This window comes from Candidatus Bathyarchaeota archaeon (assembly GCA_018396705.1).
Lineage (GTDB): Archaea > Thermoproteota > Bathyarchaeia > Bathyarchaeales > Bathycorpusculaceae > DRVP01.
On the sequence record JAGTQZ010000004.1, the window covers coordinates 36,451 to 54,045 of the forward strand.

The 17,595-nt window shown below is 42.4% G+C and carries 14 protein-coding genes; 10 read left to right on the top strand and 4 right to left on the bottom strand.

Annotated features, from left to right (window positions below; genetic code table 11):
* Window positions 1-223: 223 nt before the first annotated feature.
* The 4 genes from KEJ24_04025 to KEJ24_04040 all read left to right on the top strand — a co-directional run bounded on the left by KEJ24_04025 (window position 224) and on the right by KEJ24_04040 (window position 6,046).
* Complete coding sequence (locus KEJ24_04025; GenBank protein MBS7646982.1) at window positions 224-1,732, top strand: phenylalanine--tRNA ligase subunit alpha; 1,509 nt, start codon at window positions 224-226, stop codon at window positions 1,730-1,732.
* Complete coding sequence (locus KEJ24_04030; protein ID MBS7646983.1) at window positions 1,723-3,384, top strand: phenylalanine--tRNA ligase subunit beta; 1,662 nt, start codon at window positions 1,723-1,725, stop codon at window positions 3,382-3,384. The genes KEJ24_04025 and KEJ24_04030 overlap by 10 nt, the downstream gene beginning before the upstream one ends.
* 135 nt (window positions 3,385-3,519) lie before the next feature.
* Window positions 3,520-5,352 (top strand): hypothetical protein, encoded by a 1,833-nt coding sequence (locus tag KEJ24_04035; GenBank protein ID MBS7646984.1) that lies wholly within the window; start codon window positions 3,520-3,522, stop codon window positions 5,350-5,352.
* Between the two features lie 13 nt (window positions 5,353-5,365).
* The gene (locus tag KEJ24_04040; protein ID MBS7646985.1) at window positions 5,366-6,046 is read left to right on the top strand and encodes a hypothetical protein; all 681 of its coding nucleotides are present in this window, start codon (window positions 5,366-5,368) and stop codon (window positions 6,044-6,046) included.
* 89 nt (window positions 6,047-6,135) lie between these two features.
* Here KEJ24_04040 and KEJ24_04045 read toward each other — a convergent pair whose 3' ends face one another.
* Window positions 6,136-6,372 carry a hypothetical protein gene (locus KEJ24_04045; protein ID MBS7646986.1) on the bottom strand — a complete coding sequence of 79 codons (237 nt, stop codon included), beginning with the start codon at window positions 6,370-6,372 and terminating at the stop codon, window positions 6,136-6,138.
* A gap of 362 nt (window positions 6,373-6,734) precedes the next feature.
* On the opposite strand from KEJ24_04045, the gene KEJ24_04050 reads away from it, so the two are divergent.
* The 3 genes from KEJ24_04050 to KEJ24_04060 all read left to right on the top strand — a co-directional run bounded on the left by KEJ24_04050 (window position 6,735) and on the right by KEJ24_04060 (window position 9,800).
* On the top strand, window positions 6,735-7,973 hold the full coding sequence (locus tag KEJ24_04050; protein MBS7646987.1) for an NADP-dependent isocitrate dehydrogenase: 1,239 nt from the start codon (window positions 6,735-6,737) through the stop codon (window positions 7,971-7,973).
* An 83-nt stretch (window positions 7,974-8,056) separates the two neighbouring features.
* On the top strand, window positions 8,057-9,265 hold the full coding sequence (locus tag KEJ24_04055) for a 3-isopropylmalate dehydratase large subunit (protein MBS7646988.1): 1,209 nt from the start codon (window positions 8,057-8,059) through the stop codon (window positions 9,263-9,265).
* Between the two features lie 7 nt (window positions 9,266-9,272).
* Entirely contained in the window at window positions 9,273-9,800 is a 528-nt protein-coding gene (locus KEJ24_04060) for a 3-isopropylmalate dehydratase (GenBank protein MBS7646989.1), read from the top strand.
* 11 nt (window positions 9,801-9,811) lie between these two features.
* Here KEJ24_04060 and KEJ24_04065 read toward each other — a convergent pair whose 3' ends face one another.
* Complete coding sequence (locus tag KEJ24_04065; GenBank protein ID MBS7646990.1) at window positions 9,812-11,014, bottom strand: isopropylmalate synthase; 1,203 nt, start codon at window positions 11,012-11,014, stop codon at window positions 9,812-9,814.
* A gap of 442 nt (window positions 11,015-11,456) precedes the next feature.
* Here KEJ24_04065 and KEJ24_04070 point away from each other — a divergent pair, with 442 nt between their 5' ends.
* The 3 genes from KEJ24_04070 (at window position 11,457) to KEJ24_04080 (ending at window position 14,633) form a co-directional block, all read left to right on the top strand.
* Window positions 11,457-11,876, top strand: coding sequence for a CBS domain-containing protein (locus KEJ24_04070; GenBank protein MBS7646991.1), 420 nt, complete (start codon window positions 11,457-11,459; stop codon window positions 11,874-11,876).
* A 404-nt stretch (window positions 11,877-12,280) separates the two neighbouring features.
* The gene (locus KEJ24_04075) at window positions 12,281-13,477 is read left to right on the top strand and encodes a U32 family peptidase (GenBank protein ID MBS7646992.1); all 1,197 of its coding nucleotides are present in this window, start codon (window positions 12,281-12,283) and stop codon (window positions 13,475-13,477) included.
* Window positions 13,478-13,547: 70 nt separating this feature from the next.
* Window positions 13,548-14,633 carry a (Fe-S)-binding protein gene (locus tag KEJ24_04080; protein MBS7646993.1) on the top strand — a complete coding sequence of 362 codons (1,086 nt, stop codon included), beginning with the start codon at window positions 13,548-13,550 and terminating at the stop codon, window positions 14,631-14,633.
* 294 nt (window positions 14,634-14,927) lie between these two features.
* Here KEJ24_04080 and KEJ24_04085 read toward each other — a convergent pair whose 3' ends face one another.
* Both KEJ24_04085 and KEJ24_04090 read right to left on the bottom strand, forming a co-directional pair.
* Window positions 14,928-15,392, bottom strand: a complete 465-nt coding sequence (locus KEJ24_04085) for a 4Fe-4S binding protein (GenBank protein ID MBS7646994.1) — start codon at window positions 15,390-15,392, stop codon at window positions 14,928-14,930.
* 2 nt (window positions 15,393-15,394) lie between these two features.
* Window positions 15,395-17,554, bottom strand: coding sequence for a molybdopterin-dependent oxidoreductase (locus KEJ24_04090; GenBank protein ID MBS7646995.1), 2,160 nt, complete (start codon window positions 17,552-17,554; stop codon window positions 15,395-15,397).
* Window positions 17,555-17,595 lie beyond the last annotated feature (41 nt).

Here is a 17,595-nt window from a genome sequence, read left to right on the forward strand (position 1 = left end):
GGCTATCCGTATTAAGCTTTGTGAGACGGCTTTTTGGAATAAGCTATAAATATGCGGTTGATGTTTCCATTTCCTTGTTGCTGGTGAAGGGATGTTACGCCAATTTCAATAGAAAGTGGTGCTTTCTCGATTTTTGACGGGCATAGCTTAAAAAGTCTTCAATGCTTTTTATGTAAACATTCCAGCACTGTTAAAGGTTTGAACGTGATTTGGGTGTTTAAAAATGACTGGTTTAAGACTTCATGAAAAGAAGGCTTTAATTGCTTTGAGAATACTTGATGGAAAAGCCTCTGTTGATGATATAGCCGAAAAAAGCGGCTTAGCACATGCTGCGGTTATGAGAGCTGCCTTAACTCTTTCGGAAAGGAACCTTGTAAGAATTCAAGAGCGGAAATGGAACGTTGCTATCCTAAGCGAGGAGGGCGAGAATTACGCCCAATACGGATTGCCGGAGCGCCGTTTGCTCCGTGCTCTGCTTAGGCTTGGCGGCGAGGCAGACGTGGATGAAGCTGCCAAGGAGGCTGACCTAGATGCAAAAATGGTTCCAATAGCTCTAGGCTGGCTTAAACGGAAAAACTGGGGCGATATAAAAGGAAAAAAATGCACATTAAACGTGGATTCTGAGCCGCCATTTGGTATCGACGAGAAACTTTTAGCCATCATGTTTGAGAAGCGTTCCATAAAAGTTGAAGACCTAGACAAAGACTTGAGGCAAGTCTTAGAAGTTCTTCGAAAGCGCAACTTGGTGGAGATTGAGGAAAAAGTCCACCGCGAACTTGAGCTGACTGAAGAGGGCTGGCAGGCAGCCAAAAAAGGCTTAGAAATAACTGAAGAAGTTACGCAGCTTACTCCTGAACTCATAGTTTCTGGCCGTTGGAGAAACGTGAAACTTACAAAGTTTGATGTAGCTGCTCCCGTACCCACTGTTTACCCGGGTAAAATGCATCCATTGCAGCAGATTATTCAGCGTGCCAGAGAGATTTTCTTGGAAATGGGTTTCACTGAAATCCGTGGTCCATTAGTGGAAACGGCCTTTTGGAACTTCGATGCCCTATTCCAGCCTCAAGACCATCCTGCTCGCGAAATGATGGACACTTTTTATTTAGCTAATCCGCAAACTGGAAGATTGCCGTCTCAAAGGCTTGTGGAGGCTGTGGCGAAAACCCATGAGGACGGATGGATCACGGGTTCTAAAGGCTGGGGGTACAAGTGGAGCAGCGAAGAAGCCAAAAAGCTTGTTTTGAGGACGCATACAACGGCTGAAACAATAAAGTATTTGGCAACCCACAGGAAGCCGCCGATAAAAGTGTTCTCGGTGGATAGGGTCTACAGAAACGAGCAAGTCACGTACAAGCACCTTGCCGAATTTCACCAAATTGAAGGCATAATCATGGATAAGAGGGTCACATTGCGGGATTTAATGGGCACCTTGAAAACGTTCTACACGAAGTTTGGCATTGAAAAAATTGAGTTTTGGCCAAGCTACTTCCCCTACACTGAGCCTTCAGCCCAGGCAGTGGCTTATCACCCAAAACTTAAGCGTTGGATAGAGCTTTGCGGCATGGGCATGTTTCGCCCAGAGGTTTTAGCGCCCATGGGCATTAAATATCCGGTGCTGGCTTGGGGCGGAGGCTTAGAGCGTTTAGCCATGATTGAGCTTGGTTTAGATGATATCCGCACGCTATATGCGAACAGTGTTGGCTGGCTTAGGAGGATTCCATTATGCCGGTAATAAACCTCGATGTGGAAAAATTGTCAAATTTTCTCGGTAAAACCGTCACTAGCGAAGAGTTGGCTAAGTGGCTGCCATGGCTCGGCTTCGATTTTGAGGAAATTGGCAAAGATTATGTTAAGGCGGAATACAACCCAAACCGCATAGACTTCTGCAGTCATGCTGGCGTCGCTCGTGCCTTGAAAGGCTTCTTGGAGTTGGAGACGGGGATACCAAAATATTATGCTGACCCGCCGAAAATAACGTTGAACGTTGACAACGCAGTTTCCAGCATTAGGCCATATATGTTGGCTGCTGTGGTCCGCGACGTCAAGCTGGACGGAGAGGCGGTTGTGGAGCTTATGGAGATGCAAGAGGACCTTCACTGGGGTATTGGAAGAAACCGCAAAAAGGCTTCTATAGGCATCCACAACTTGGACGCTGTTGAGCCGCCCTTTACCTACACGGCTGTGGAACCCACAAGCGTGAAATTTGTACCTCTTGGCAAAACAGAAGAGATGACGCTTAAGGAGATTCTGGAGAAACACGAGAAGGGAATAGCGTACCGCCACCTAATCGATTGGGCGCCCAAATATCCACTTCTCATAGACAAGCATGGAAGAGTTTTATCCATGCCGCCCATCATAAACGGCGAGCTAACAAGAGTAGACGAAAACACCAGAAATCTCTTCTTGGATGTTACGGGTCCAAGCTTTGAGGCGGTGGAGAAAAGTCTAAAAGTTTTGGCAACGGCGCTGGCGGACATGGGCGGCAGACTAGAGAAGGTGGTTGTGCATTATCCAGACCGCACATTGGTTTCGCCGAACCTTGAAACGGAGAAAATGAGGCTTAGGTTGGGCTACGCCAACAGAATGCTTGGCTTAAGGCTTTCCATAGATGAGGCTGCCTACTGCCTACGGAAATGCCGGTTTGACACAAGGGCTATTGGAAAGGATGTCCTGGAGGTTGCCATTCCACCCTACCGCATCGACATACTCCACGAAATAGACCTCGTGGAGGAGGTTGCCATAGGCTACGGCTATTACAGGCTTGAACCAACAATACCAGCCACCATAACAGTTGGCGAAAAGCATCCAGTTAACAAGCTGGCGGAAGTTATCCGTCAAATCATGGTGGGCTTGGGATTCCTGGAAGTTATGAACTTCACGCTAACAAATGAGCGGATTCATTATGAGTTCATGAGGTTGAAGCCCAAAAACTCTGTGCGCATAGCCAACCCAGTTTCAGCTGAATACACCATAGTGAGGGAGATGCTTCTGCCGGGACTATTGAAGAACCTGGCCGAAAACAAGCATGAAAGCTACCCTCAAAAGCTTTTCGAGGTGTCGGATGTCGCAAAAATAAACCGCCGCCAAGAAACCATGTGCGAAAGACGCTTGCACTTGGCGGCCGTCACATGCCATTCCACAGCCAACTACACAGAAATAAGGGCTGTCTGCGAGGCACTCCTAGCCAACATGGGCTTAACCAACTGGCAAGTAAGGGAAGCTAAGCATTCAAGCTTCTTGACGGGGAGAACAGCCGCCCTCTACGTCGGCAACAAGCAAGTTGGCTTTTTAGGCGAGATTCACCCGCAAGTCTTAAACAACTTTGAAATCGAAAATCCAACAGCAGCCCTTGAAATAGACCTAGAAATGCTGCTGTTAAGATAGCGAAAATAACTCAGCGACTGATTTATAGGTTTAATTCAGAATTACTAGGATTTCTTAGAATTCTTTGTATGTAATCGTTCGACGGAACCTTTTTAATATATTTTTTCGTAATACATACGATAAATGGGTGAAAAAATGCTAAAAAATAAAATTTTATCCATCGCCACAATAGCAACGATTCTAGCTTCAACAATACTCGGACTCTGCGGAAATTCTTTTGTGGGCGCATCTCCACCTAGTGTTAGTGCCAATCCAAGGATTGTTTATTGGGCAGATCATATATTTGTCAATGGGACTAGCCTAAGTTGGTGGTTCTATCCCAACCCAAATGCATATCACATTATGTGGTCCCCTTCAGGACGAATGCTTTTGCTAGTAGTTAACGAAATGGAAGTTTACGGTCCTTCTTATGTGACCAAAGTTGTGGCGATTAATGCCAGCAACATGGAAGTGATCCACAAATTTTCAGCTCCGAGCGCCATTTGTGACCGCATGCGGAGCAGTTTTGCCATATCCCCAGATGAAACAAGAATCTTATTCGCGAACAGCGGCAGGGACTCTGTGGAAATAGTTTCAGCAAATCTTGACGGTTCAAGCCAAACAATCATAAAAAGAATCTCCATAGTTCAGGATCAACTTTACGAAACCATCATTGACGTTGCACGAGACGGCTCGTTCCTAGTTTACACGGAAAGAGGCTCGTTCTACGATTACGAGGACTATAGAACAGTCTTTTTCAGTCGAATCAAAAAGTTCGACTTTAACACGAACGAAACATCTTTGGTCCTTGAATTTGAGGGATGCATCACAAGTTTGAAGATTGCACCCTCAAACGACAAGATAGCTTTCACAGCAAACAAAAATCCGTTTGTATCCAGCTCCGAAAATAGCTACGAGGGCCTCTATATTGTTAATTTAGATGGAACCAACGTGACGAGAGTCCCCGCTGTCGCAGATGCAAACGTTGCACTTTGGGTTAATTGGGCGTCTAACGAAACACTAACATATACCGAGGTGTCAAACAAGATATTAACGAGCTATAACGAGTATGAATGGGCACCCACTGCCAATATAACCGCTGTAAATGTAGATGGAAGCAACAAGCGAATAATTTGTGAGGGTTTCTGCGGTTCACCATCACCAGTCGATGATGGCCTGGTCGCCTTTCTGCAATTTTCAGACGCTGAGGGTTTGAAGTTCGTTCCATACCTTCTAAATCGAAATCTTCCAATAACACCCAATCCAGACAGCGACGGAGACGGCTTACCAGATATGGATGAGCTTCGGAATCATCTTAATCCATGCAACCCCACAGACGTCCATAAAGACTATGACGATGATGGGTTAACAAACCTTGAAGAAATTACTTATGGTACATTAATGTTCAACCGTGATTCCGATGGAGACGGGCTCAGCGACGGTGTTGAAATCAAAGTTTTCTCGACGAATCCGATGAAGCGGGATACGGATGGCGACGGCGTAGATGATGGCCTTGAGGCTGCAGCGACTGGTCTGAACGCTTTCGTCTCTGTTTTGCCCGCGGGATGGATTCGCATGCAGCTCGAGTGGCGGAACAAGAGAATGTATGTTTCAACAAACTCTTCTGTTCTTGGCGTGGTTTTCAACTCTACGAGCATGGCTTTAACCGTCAACGTTGGCGGTCCCGATGGAACAGCAGGAGTAGCCAACATAACAGTGCCGATAGATATGATTAGCTCCCTTTCAGCTGTAACAGTCACATTGGACAATCAACCCCTAGAGTTTCAAATAAGCCAAGCTGGCGGATACGCACAAATCTTTGTGCAATATCATCACAGCTATCACCAGTTGACCACTCACTTAAGTGGCGGCGGCGGAGTTGGCGGCGTGGACCTAGCAGGTATATTAAACTACTGGTGGCTGATATTGTCAGTTGCCATCGTGGCAGTGGCTTCTGTCATAGCGGTCATAATCGTTAAACGCGGATAAGGAAGGATGAGACATGAAGACAATCGCCGTCCTTGGAGTTATTGCAATGGCGTTTCTGCTCTGCCTAAACATAGCCTATGCAGAAGCGCAAGTAGGCGTCAAAGTGGGCGACTGGGTAAAATATGAACTTACAGCTAGCGGCATTACTCCTCCACCAGACATGCCTCAGTGGGCTAAAGCAGAATGCACATCCATCACTGGAACGACAGTAACTTTGAAAATGACCATGCACATGAGCGATGGAACTGAGCACACGGAAACTTGGACCATCGGCATCGCAACTGGTTCCGGAAACGCAGCTTTCCAAATAATTATCCCGGCAAACTCGGAAACAGGAGACACCATCCAATTAGTGAATAACAGGAGTTTAACAATTGCCGGAGAATCAACCAGCACATACGCTGGAGCGAGCAGAACATACGTATACGCAAGCGTGGCTGAAGAGGATGGGCAGTATACTTACCACTGGGACAAACAAACAGGAATCCTCTTAGAAGTAAGCGGCACGAAAGGCTCCGCATCAATTGCCTACAAGGCGACCAGCACAAACATTTGGCAGTCGTCGTCAAATCCACTGTCACTTCCAAGTCTGTCAAATTTGCCAATAGAAACGCTTTCCATTAGCATTTCCGTGATGGCTGCAATAGCCATGATAACAGCAGCCATAGTCTACACAAAACACAAAAGAAACTAAGCAAGTAATTCAGATCCATTTTTCTCTTTTTTATCACCCTGCCACTATTGCGCAACTCGCTTTTTAAATGCTTATTCATTCTGTTGTATCTATTCAGAAGATTGCTCATTGATAGATTCTAGCTCGTAATCTTTTGGAATAGCCCAATTTTTGTATTCTATGTACATGCCAATTAGCGCGAATGTACCGCCAAAAAGCATGATCAAACCTCCGATGACATAAACCCAAAAACTCCCAACATTTAAGATGTACCTAAGCGAGAAAATAGATGAGCCGATGGCAAGAAATAAAACTCCAATGCAAACAAAGCGCCACGGCCTATCCATGATTCCTCCTTTAAAAACAGAAAATAATCGACAAGCGAAATAGACAAGGCAAACATTTACAACCAAAGCGGTTACATTTAGCACGACACTGATAATCTCCATATCCATCACTATTCAAATTTGCAAATGCGTAATAGTCAAAATACTTTACACTTTAGGGTTATGAACCCAGAATTCATACAAGAAATTCGGATCATACAGACTTTACTGTTATAAAGGAACCAGCTTTTGGAGAAATAATCTAAAACAAACCGACTTTTTGCTTCTATGATATAATAGGGGCCTTTTAACATTGTAAAAAAGTTTAAGAGAAAAAGCATGTCAATAACCTATAAACATGAAAAGGAAGGCTTCAGATCGATTTGACTGAAAAGATTACAATGGAAAATCCCATTGTGGAAATTGATGGAGACGAAATGGCTAGGGTTATGTGGGCTTGGGTTAAAGAGAAACTCATCTTACCATACGTGGATCTAAAAGTTGAATACTATGATCTTAACATCAAAAACAGGGACGAAACCAATGATCAAATTACCGTGCAAGCAGCTGAAGCAGTGAAAAGATGGAGAGTTGGTGTTAAGTGCGCTACAATAACACCGAATGTGGAAAGAGTAAAGGAGTATAATTTAAAAAGAGAGTTGAAGAGTCCCAATGCGACCATTAGAAATCTTTTGGACGGAACAATTTTCAGAACCCCCATAATGTTGAGTAACATTGTTCCGGCAGTACGTTTCTGGAAGAAACCAATAGTTGTAGCAAGGCATGCATTTGGAGACATATACGATGGCGTAGGTTTCAGATTTGATGGACCTGCTGAGGCTGAAATCGTTGTTAAACAACATTGCGGTAAAGAAACACGAATAAAATTTCCCGCCTTCCGTGACGCTGGTGTCCTCCAAGGAATATATAATTTAGATTCTTCCATAGAAAGCTTCGCCAAGACATCTTTTAGGTTTGCTTTAGAAAACAAGCTGGACTTATGGTTTGCTGCAAAGGATACTGTCTCAAAGGTTTACGATGGCAGATTTAAGGAAATTTTCATTAAAGTTTTCGAGGAGGAGTATGAAAGAGCATTTGAAGAAGCTAGATTGACGTTTCACTACTTTCTTGTGGATGACGCGGTGGCTAGAGCGATTAGATCTCCAGGAGGTTTCGTCTGGGCTTGTAAAAATTATGATGGTGATGTAATCTCAGACCTAATAGCATCTGCCTATGGAGGCAGCATAGCTTTAATGACTTCGATTCTTTTTTCGCCGGAAGGCCACTTCTTGTCTGAAGCAGCTCACGGCACGGTACAAAAGCATTATTACAAACACTTGAAAGGCGAGAAAACTTCGACAAATCCCATAGGTATAATATTCGCTTGGACCGCTGCTCTTAGAAGACGGGGTGAACTGGATGGAACAAAAGAACTGGTAAATTTTGCATTCATGTTGGAAAAAGCTGTAAGAGTTACTGTTGAAAAAGACGGAATAATGACCGCCGATATAGCAAAAATTTCGGAGCCTGCTGTGGCTAACGCCGCCTCAACACAAGAGTTCATAGAAGCTGTTAAAAAGAATTTTGAAACGATTCTGAAACATAAATTTGCGAATATTTAAAAGGACGTGCGATATAATCGCTTGTTATATGGTCTACATGATCATTGAAAAGAAAAAGAACAGTAAGTGGGAGAGTATTCAATATGACAACAACCGTTGAAAAAATCCTCGCCGAGGCTTCGGGAGCAAAACGTGTTGCTCCCGGAGAGTTCGTTGTTGCTGACGTTAACTTTGTCTTCGCTCATGACGGAACAGCGCCTCTAATGATTGATGTAATAACCGAATTTGGGGTGAAAAACCTTAAAATGGCCGGCAAAAGCGCTCTATTCATAGACCATGCGGCACCAAGCCCCTCCGTACAAAATGCTATTCTTCACATAAAAATGAGGGAGTTCGCAAATCGATTTGGAGTTAAACTCTTTGACGTTGGAGAAGGCATTTGTCATCAAGTAATTATGGATCACCAGTTTGTTAAGCCTGGAGACATCGTAGTCGGTGCAGACTCACACACAACACTCCATGGAGCTGTAGGTGCCTTTGGAGTGGGCGTCGGCAGCACGGATGCCGCTTTTGCAATTGCATTTGGAAAATTATGGTTTAAGGTTCCTGAAAGCATAAAAATAACATTTAAAGGTACATTAAATCCTGGAGTAAGCTCAAAGGATATAGCCTTAGCTTTGCTAAAAGAATTGGGAACCGATGGCGCCAGCTACATGGCTATTGAGTATCACGATGAACTTTCACCAAAACTTTCCCAATCTTCAAGGGCTACAATTTCAAATCTATCAGCGGAAATGGGTGCAAAAGTCGCCATATTTCCGGCAGCGCCTTTCACTCCCGAGAAAAATGCCTCTTATGCCTCAGAAATTGACCTAGATTGCAGCAGGCTTGAGCCACTAATCGCCAAGCCCCCTCTTCCATCCAATGTTGTTCCGGTTTCAGACATTGAAGGCTTAGAGGTAGATGAAGTGTTCATAGGAAGCTGTACAAACGGTAGACTTGAAGATCTAGAAATAGCTGCCAAGATATTGAAAGGGAAAAAGGTTAAGAGAAATGTGAGGTGCATTGTTATTCCAGCGTCAAGGCAGATCTACGAAAAAGCTGTCGAAAACGGCATAATAGAAACGCTGGTTAAATCAGGCTGTGTCATAGGACCACCAACATGTGGGCCATGCGTAGGTGCTCACATGGGACTGCTCGGTCCTGAAGAGACTGCAATATCAACTGCAAACAGAAACTTTACAGGAAGAATGGGTGACCCAAAAGCCAAGATATTTCTAGCAAGTCCCGCAACGGCCGCGGCTTCAGCTCTGGAAGGAAAAATATCTGACCCAAGAAAATATTTGGGGTGAAGTATTCATGATTAAAGGTAAGGCAATTAAACTTGGAGATGACATTAACACAGATCTAGTCATTGCTGGCAGGTATAAGTTTAAATCTGTTTCCATCGAAGAAATGGCGCAACACATATTCGAGGATATTGACCCCTCCCTTGCCTCTCGAATAAAACCTGGCGACATAGTTGTTGCTGGAAAAAACTTTGGTTGCGGTTCAAGCAGAGAGCAAGCTCCAAGAGTTATGGTGAAAGCAGGAATTTCCGCAGTTATTGCAAAATCTTTTGCCAGAATCTTTTTCAGGAACGCCATAAATGTCGGCCTACCTGCCATTGTAGTTGAAGGAAAATTTGTGGATTCCACGTCGGAGTATGACTTGCTTGAAATAGACCTTACAAAAAACACTATTAAAAACTTGACAAAAGACATAGAAGCAAAATTTAAGCCGTTCCCGCAACAGCTTCTACAAATATTGGAGGCCGGAGGGCTCGTCTCATACGTGAAAAAGAAAATTTCTCTTAATGAGCTAGACAGTGACGTTTCAATCTGGTAAGTTATTGAAAACTAAGCGAGCAGTTTCAACGTTCTCAATATGGACTTGAATTCCTCCTCTTTTAAAGAAGCTTTCCGCCCGCTCTCGTAAAGCTCCCTAACTTTTTCCACAACAGCCATCAAGGCTTCGTCGCTTGGAGCTTTTCCGGTTATCTCAATAATCTTATATTTAATGACATTTTTTCCAGAGTTTCTACCTATTGTTATCCGTCGTTCATTTCCTACAAGCTCCGGTGGATATGGTTCATATGTTAGTGGGTCGTTTATAACTCCGTGGGTGTGAATGCCGGACTCGTGGGCAAAGCAATAGCTGCCCACTATCGCCTTGTTTGGCGGAATAACGTAGCCAGTTGCACGGCTTATAAGATCGGCGAGCTGTGTCAATTTTTGAGTTTTCCCTTCAAATTTCTTGACACAGTAATGCATGTAAAGGTTCATAAGAACTTTTTCTGTTTCCGCGTTTCCGGCACGTTCACCTATACCTAGAAAAGTTGTGCTTGCGTAGATTTTATCCCACACTCCAGAGGCAGCCCTTATAGCAGCAATAGTGTTCTCAACAGCGTTTCCAAAGTCATCGTGAGCATGAATTTCAATATTCTTGATTTTTGTTTCTTTAAGAGCTTTCACTTTCGCTGGAATACCATTGGGCAACGGTGCATTTGGATCAGAGAGCCCTATCCCAACAGTATCGCAGATGCGGTAGCATTCAGCACCTGCATCGGCTATAGCGTTAACGAACTTTTTCTCAAAGTTCCAGTCAGCTCGGGTGCTGTCCTCTCCATGGACAAAAACTCTAAGCCCGTGGTCCTTGGCGTATTCAACTACGTCAACAACTTTTTCCAAAAGTTGGTCAGGTGTCTTATCCGGCCATTTCGCCTTAAAATGAATATAAGAAACTGGATGGGATATCCCAACTTCTTTAAAATCACATTGTAGCGCACTGTCTATATCTTCTCGAGCAGCTCTGCACCATCCGGCAACTCTGAAATCCAAACCCATATCGAGAATCAGTTTTGCCGCCTTCTTGTCTGTTTTCTGATAATGAAAAAGCTCAATGCGTTCCACACCAACTTCATATAGAAGTTGCGCTATTTTCGCCGCATCCTCGGGATCCACTGCTAAACCCGGCATTTGGATGCCGTCTCTCAGCGTAGTATCATCGATTATTGGGTCCGTTTTCAAGCACATTTTAAAATAGAAATCTCTAAAGCTCATCTAGGTAGCCTCACGTGTAAAACGGTTTTGCGCGGTTGCTTAAGATCGTATGACTCCCTCATTATCCTTCGCTTTTTCACCATGCATTAACAATTCCGTTTTTAAATTTCAATGGGTGTATAAAAATATTTTGTTTAAGAAAACTTTTATAAAATTGCTAAAACCGCTATATGAATAAATGTTCAATAAAATATCATAAATTACATACAAAATTTTAGCAATGATTATCAATAATTGGACGTTTAGACTCTTAACCGAGACTTCGCAATCACTATGTTGAGCTTTATGGATAAGGAAAGTTGAATCAATTCATTAATGTTTGTCAGCCCGCCTTACTGCAAATATCCGTCTAAATACAAAAGACAACATCCTCCATTAGCTCTAACATAAGCTAAACCTTTTATATTACATGTACAGCTAAAAATATGCTTGGTGATTATTGATGCCTCTTTCCTTGAAAGTTCGAGATGTTATGGAGAGCAATGTTGTGATTCTCGATGGCAAACGCACGGCTGGAGAAGCGTTGAAAGAGATGATGGAGAATAATGTGTGGTCGATAATTGTTAGTGTTGATGGTATTCCAACAGGGGTTGTTACCGAGAGGGACTTGTTGAGGAGGATCATCGCCAAAAACCTCGATATCAAAAAGGTGCTATTGAAAGATATAATGTCATGTCCTTTAATAACCATAAAACCAGACGCGCCTATTGGCGAAGCATGGGACCTTATGGCCGAGAAGAATGTTAGGCGCTTGTACGTTGTCGAAGGTGGAAAGATTATAGGTAGGGTCACACAGACAGGTTTATTCAAAAAGATGTTGGATGTATTGTTAGCGCTAGCGTCTGTAAAATATACACTATAAACATTCTCTGAAATCCTTTTTATTTGTAGCTAAATGCCTAGCATTTTTATAAAAATGTTTATAGCTATATAACTGATATAAAACTATGTGTATGGAGTTAATGGAGTTATCCTTATGTCTAAAGAATGTCCCCATGATAAAACGGAATTCCTTGGAGAGCAGAAAGGCGAAAAAGGAGCTAATCGCTATTACAGATGTTTAAAATGCGGTTGTGTTTTGATACTGTCAGAGGACGGTGTCTTATATAGCGTACAAAAGAAAGATGAAAGTATTAGTGACAAGTCCACTTAATTGAGAGCTTAGTCTTCTCCAAGCCCTTCGGAGTTTGGTATTGATTCTAAAAACATTCTCCACAATATAAATTAAACCGTAACTCCCTCCATTTTATTCGAGGTTTAAATAAGATGACTGTGAAGCTCTGCATACCCACAACTTTTGAGGATTCCTTTTTAGAAAAATTAAAGGAGTTAAATTACAAATATTCACAAACAAATGTTCAAATTTATGAAGTATACGGTTCGCTTAAAACGTCGATTCTAGGAACAGGGTGGCCCTCAACGGTCCTCCCAGAAATTAACGAAGAAGGACTTGCTCGCCACGTTGAGAAAGCCCATTCCTGCGGTTTTAAGTTTGCATATACTTTAAATGCTGTTTGTATGAACTTGGTTGAATATACCGAAGAGGGGAGAAGCGCCCTTAACGAGCTTTTAGAGAAACTTTCGAAAATGAAAGTTGACATTTTGATAGTTGCAATACCTTACCTTATCGATTATATAGCAAACAACTATCCAGAATTCAAAATTAACGCTTCTTCGCTGTGTTACATAGACTCTTTGAATAGAGCCCGCGTTTATGAAAGTCTAGGAGCTTCCAGACTAACATTGAGCGAGGATGTTAATCGCTGTTTCAGCTTAATAAAGCTCATAAGAGAGAACGTCAAAGTCGAACTGGAAGTTATAGCCAACAACGGTTGTCTACTTAAGTGTCCCTTCAGAACTTATCATAACACGATAACCGCCCATGTATCGCAAAATATCATTTCTGATTCAATAGGATTCACATACAAACCTTACCCTTTCATGAGATGCACGTTGGAAAGATTGAGTAATCATAAGGAGATTATCAAGGCACCATGGTTTAGACCGGAAGATGTCAAATATTACTCCATGTTGGGAATAGATTACATCAAAATAGCTGGACGCGGGTTGCCTGAAAGAGACTTACTAAAACTTGTTGAAGCTTACCTTTCAGGCGGGTACGATGGCGATATTTATGCCTTAATTGATAATTCTTACATGCATTTTTGCTGGGACATGTTTGACACAACAGCCGAGCCGTTGCCACCATTGAAAATATCTATTGATAACCGATCTTTAGACGGTTGGTATGAATATTTCGTGAATAACAATCCACCATGTTTAATTGGATGTGGAGACTGCAATTACTGTGGGAAGATTGCCGAAAAAGTTGTTAAAACAGATCCATACGTCGAAAAGATGTATATTGAGAGAATAAAGAAGATTATAGGCAAGATTACGTCAACTAAACCTCCAATAAAAATACAACAAAGCGATAAGGGAAGAATTGTAACGTATACCTGAAGGCTGAAACGAAAGCTTAAAGTCTATTACTGCCTTGTAATACTCTGCATCAAAAGAGGACAATTTGAAAATGGATACATTAACCAGTATAATTGAGAATTGTACTGAATGCCAACTTTGCGTTCAAGAATGCCCATTTTTGTTGAAACATAACAAAACGCCAAAGAAACTTGCAGAAGAACTTGCAGAAAACGTTAAATTAAGTAAAAATTATGTTAAGGAATGTTTTTTATGCGGCTTATGCCGGGCAGTTTGCCCTTTAGATCTAGATTTTCCTCAAGTTGTTTCACAAGCAAGACAAAAGCTGGCGCGTGAACTTGCCGCCAACTCATGTTACAAGCTTTCTCTACCCGATGAAAGCCTCTTTTTTCCAACAGCGTATAGAACGCATAAAAACTTGCGGTATGATTCACTTAAGAGAGAATTTTTCAAGTATGCCTTTTTTCCTGGCTGCGCTATGTCATGTTATTCTCCGGAAGCCACTGTAAAAGTTTACGAAAAGCTTGTAGAAAGATTTAATGATGTAAGCTTGGTTGATCAATGTTGCGGTAAACCATTAACAGACGTGGGCCTAAGCGATAGAGCCTCGAAATGGCTTACGCGGCTAAAGTTATATCTGAAAGAGCATGGTTGCACGGACATCGTGACAGCTTGCCCTATGTGTTATTACTATTTACAGTCCAATTTTCAAGGTAAATTTCACATAGTCACAATTTACGAAACTTTACGGGATTTCTTTAGAGAAAGTATAAAAACAGTTGATTTAAAAGTCGCAGTCCACGACAGTTGTCCGGACAGATTTAAAGGAATTTTCGCTAAACAGGTTAGAGAATTATTCAGAGACAATCAACTTGTAGAGATGACCCATAATAAGGAAAGGTCTGTGTGTTGCGGAGCGGGGGGACTTGTTTCATGCGCTGACCCAAACCTTACAGTCGCTTCCTCATTAATTAGAGTGGGGGAGTTTTTGGAATCTGGAGCTGACCTGATGATTGTTTACTGTTATACATGTGCACAAGTATTTTGGGCTTCCCAGCCCATGGTGCAAACAAAACACGTTATAGATCTAGCTCTGAAAACCAAAGACGCGTCAGAAAACATTAAAAATCAAGAGGTTAGCAAATTTGCAGAGGGGCTGTTAATAGGAAGAATTTAATTTTGGCCCTAAACTCAACGTCGGCATGGATTTTTTGTTCCGTTAAATTAAGTAGGTTAGGATGATTAGAAAAAGCCAGTATTGTTCTTTTGCAGATGATTTTTGGCTATACTGCAATAAGATTGGTCTTTGCTGCTGTAAGTGCAAAGGTATTAAATTAAACTTGTATCAAAAAGAGTGTATCTTTGTGTTTACCATTTAAGTTAGTGTTTTTTCTTAAACATTTGAGCTTGTGTCTTAATCACGGCTATGCTTTTTCTGTATTGTCCGCAAAGAAATGTCTGCTTTTAAAGGCTACCACGGGATCCCTAAAGGGTAATATGGATCATTATAGCATAAAGCCTTGCTCATGCAGTGTTTAACGCACGGGGGTATTTCCAAGTTTTTATCTACACACATGTCACATTTCTCAATTTTTCCAGTTTCCGGATTGAGCCATATAGCATGAATCGGGCATGCCTCTATGCATTCTCCACATCCATTACACAAATCTTTGTCGACAGTTACTACGCCGCTGTTTTGCTTTTTTAAGGCCTTTGTAGGACAAGCAAACACACATCTTGGCTTTTCACATTGCGTACAACGCACTATCCTAAACCTAATAGTCAATTTTCCATTTTTATCGTAACAAGGCCCGTTTCTTTCAACTTTAATTCGAAAAACTCCAATGGGTAGTTTGTTAATCTGCTTGCAAGCAACCTCACAGGAGTGGCATCCGACACAAAGTCGGGGATTCACCACTATGGTTTTCTTCGCCATGGTTAGTCCTCCGCTTTGTAAACTTTACAGAGAAGCCCCCTCATGACCGTTGTCCCAACTATTGCTTCATAGCCGTAGGTAGGTTTTAGCGGTATCAGCACGTTTATGTTTGGTTCGAACGTTTTCTTTTCATAGTTTTTCTCCTCTGGATACCACCATAAAGCTTGAGCAGAAACAACTTGTGGATGAATGCCATAGGTTAGCGCAGCTTTCATCCTTACGCGTCCATTGCCTTTGGGAGTTTCTATGTAAACCCAGTCTCCATCCTTAATACCAAGTTTTTCGGCTGTTTCAGGATGGATCTCAACCGAGGGATATGGTAAAAGCTCCCGTAAGTATGGGATATTATGGCCCATTGTTTGATAGGAGGATATGTGTCTCGCACCTGTTATCAGTATTAGCGGGTACTCCCTCACCAATTCAGGAGTAGAGTACGGGCTTTCAGGCGGCTCAACATAATTTGGCAGTGGGTCATATCCATACTTTTCAAGAAGAGTTGAGTATAACTCACACTTACCAGTGGGTGTTCTAAAACCAGGCTTACCATCCTCTCGAAGCAAGCCTTTCTTATATCTCTCCTCAATAACTTGAGAGAACACATATCCTTTTTTCTTAAAATCTTCAAAAGCCATGTTCAACTCTTTTAGGCGATAGTCTAAAAACTCCTTATAAGTGGATACTGGAAAGGGCAGTTTAATGCCCATTCTTTTCACAAGTTCAAAGAGCACCTCGTTGTCGTCTCTACATTCACCAATAGGTTCTATAGCTTTCTGGCGTGCTGCTATAAAATTTGTATAACAAAATGCATCACATATATCGTCACATTCAAGGTATGTTGCTGATGGTAAAACGTAATCTGCAAGCTCAGCAGTTGGAGTCATAAAGAAATCCATTACGACCAGCAATTCCAAATTTTTGAATGCATCCACAACCTTTCTGCTATCTTCAAAGCTAACCGCAAGATTGGAAGTTGCAATCAACGCTTTGACTGGATATGGTTTCCCAGTTAACATGGCCTCAATAACGCTTGGCGGGTGAGTTAAACATCTAAAAGAGTTAGGTCCAGAAAGAAGTGGATAAGTTTCGGAGCCTATCGCCTTTTTTTCCATTTCCCTGCTTAAGCGCAGTTGCTTTTTGATGTTCATGTAAGTGAGCTTTATCGGGTAATTTGAAATTTCCGCACCTCCTCTTATGTCTATGTTGCCCGTTATGGCCACAAGAATTGACAACGCTCTGCTGGTTTGCACCGAATTGTAACTCATTGACACTCCAAGGTGAGACTGAAGCGACGCAGGTTTTAAAGTTGCATAAATTTCAGCCGCCTCGATTATGTCTTCTTTCGGCACCCAAGTGATTTTCTCAACTTTTTCTGGCGGGTATTCTTGAACCCTTTCAGCTAATTGATCAAAACCATAACACCATTTTTCCACAAAATCAGAATCGTAAAGCTTCCGGTTTATTATAACGTTAAGCATACCAAGAGCCAGAGCTCCATCTGTTCCAGGTCTGATCTGCAACCAAACATCAGCCATTGCTGCCAGCTCGGTTAAGCGCGGATCAACAACAATAAGTTTTGCGCCCTTATTTTTTGCTTTAATAATCTTTTTCCCTAATGGCGGGTAAGTGTGCAGCGGATTGTATCCCCACAAAACTATACATTTGCTCTTTCTATAGTCTGGCACACCAAACTCACACGTGTACACTTCGCCACAAGTAAGCAAGTCGGCGGTTAAGTGAGGAGTATAACAGTAGTGGCAATTTCCAATGAGTTGGTTAGGCGAGCCTACTGCGGCTAAGAATATGCTTAACCCAATGGCCGCCCTTTTCGGATACGTTCCATATGAAACCGCAATGGCCTCGGGTCCGTACTCGTTTTTTATTCTTAAGAGCTCTCTGGTTATGTCATTTAACGCTTCTTCCCATGTTACTCGTTTCCACAGTCCTTCCCCCTTTGCTCCCGCTCTTTTAAGAGGATACTTTAGCCTTTCCGAATGATAAACTAGTTGCAAGAAAGCTAAACCCTTAGGACACATGTAGCCTTCATTCAAGGGGTGATGAGGGTCTCCTTCAATTCTAAAGGCTTTCCCATTGTCATCGATGTGAACTAGTACTCCGCATTCGCACATGCAACCTCCGCATACAGTCCGCACTACTTTGGCCATAATAACCATCTTTATTAAGGAAAGACACCTTAGAGGTAAAA

Excerpts from the sequence above, each read along its gene's own strand:
- KEJ24_04075 (MBS7646992.1), top strand. The coding sequence starts at position 12,281 with ATGACTGTGAAGCTCTGCATACCCACAACTTTTGAGGATTCCTTTTTA.
- KEJ24_04040 (MBS7646985.1), top strand. The coding sequence starts at position 5,366 with ATGAAGACAATCGCCGTCCTTGGAGTTATTGCAATGGCGTTTCTGCTC.
- KEJ24_04045 (MBS7646986.1), bottom strand. The coding sequence starts at position 6,372 with ATGGATAGGCCGTGGCGCTTTGTTTGCATTGGAGTTTTATTTCTTGCC.
- KEJ24_04025 (MBS7646982.1), top strand. The coding sequence starts at position 224 with ATGACTGGTTTAAGACTTCATGAAAAGAAGGCTTTAATTGCTTTGAGA.
- KEJ24_04065 (MBS7646990.1), bottom strand. The coding sequence starts at position 11,014 with ATGAGCTTTAGAGATTTCTATTTTAAAATGTGCTTGAAAACGGACCCA.
- KEJ24_04035 (MBS7646984.1), top strand. The coding sequence starts at position 3,520 with ATGCTAAAAAATAAAATTTTATCCATCGCCACAATAGCAACGATTCTA.
- KEJ24_04055 (MBS7646988.1), top strand. The coding sequence starts at position 8,057 with ATGACAACAACCGTTGAAAAAATCCTCGCCGAGGCTTCGGGAGCAAAA.
- KEJ24_04060 (MBS7646989.1), top strand. The coding sequence starts at position 9,273 with ATGATTAAAGGTAAGGCAATTAAACTTGGAGATGACATTAACACAGAT.
- KEJ24_04085 (MBS7646994.1), bottom strand. The coding sequence starts at position 15,392 with ATGGCGAAGAAAACCATAGTGGTGAATCCCCGACTTTGTGTCGGATGC.
- KEJ24_04080 (MBS7646993.1), top strand. The coding sequence starts at position 13,548 with ATGGATACATTAACCAGTATAATTGAGAATTGTACTGAATGCCAACTT.
- KEJ24_04030 (MBS7646983.1), top strand. The coding sequence starts at position 1,723 with ATGCCGGTAATAAACCTCGATGTGGAAAAATTGTCAAATTTTCTCGGT.
- KEJ24_04090 (MBS7646995.1), bottom strand. The coding sequence starts at position 17,554 with ATGGCCAAAGTAGTGCGGACTGTATGCGGAGGTTGCATGTGCGAATGC.
- KEJ24_04070 (MBS7646991.1), top strand. The coding sequence starts at position 11,457 with ATGCCTCTTTCCTTGAAAGTTCGAGATGTTATGGAGAGCAATGTTGTG.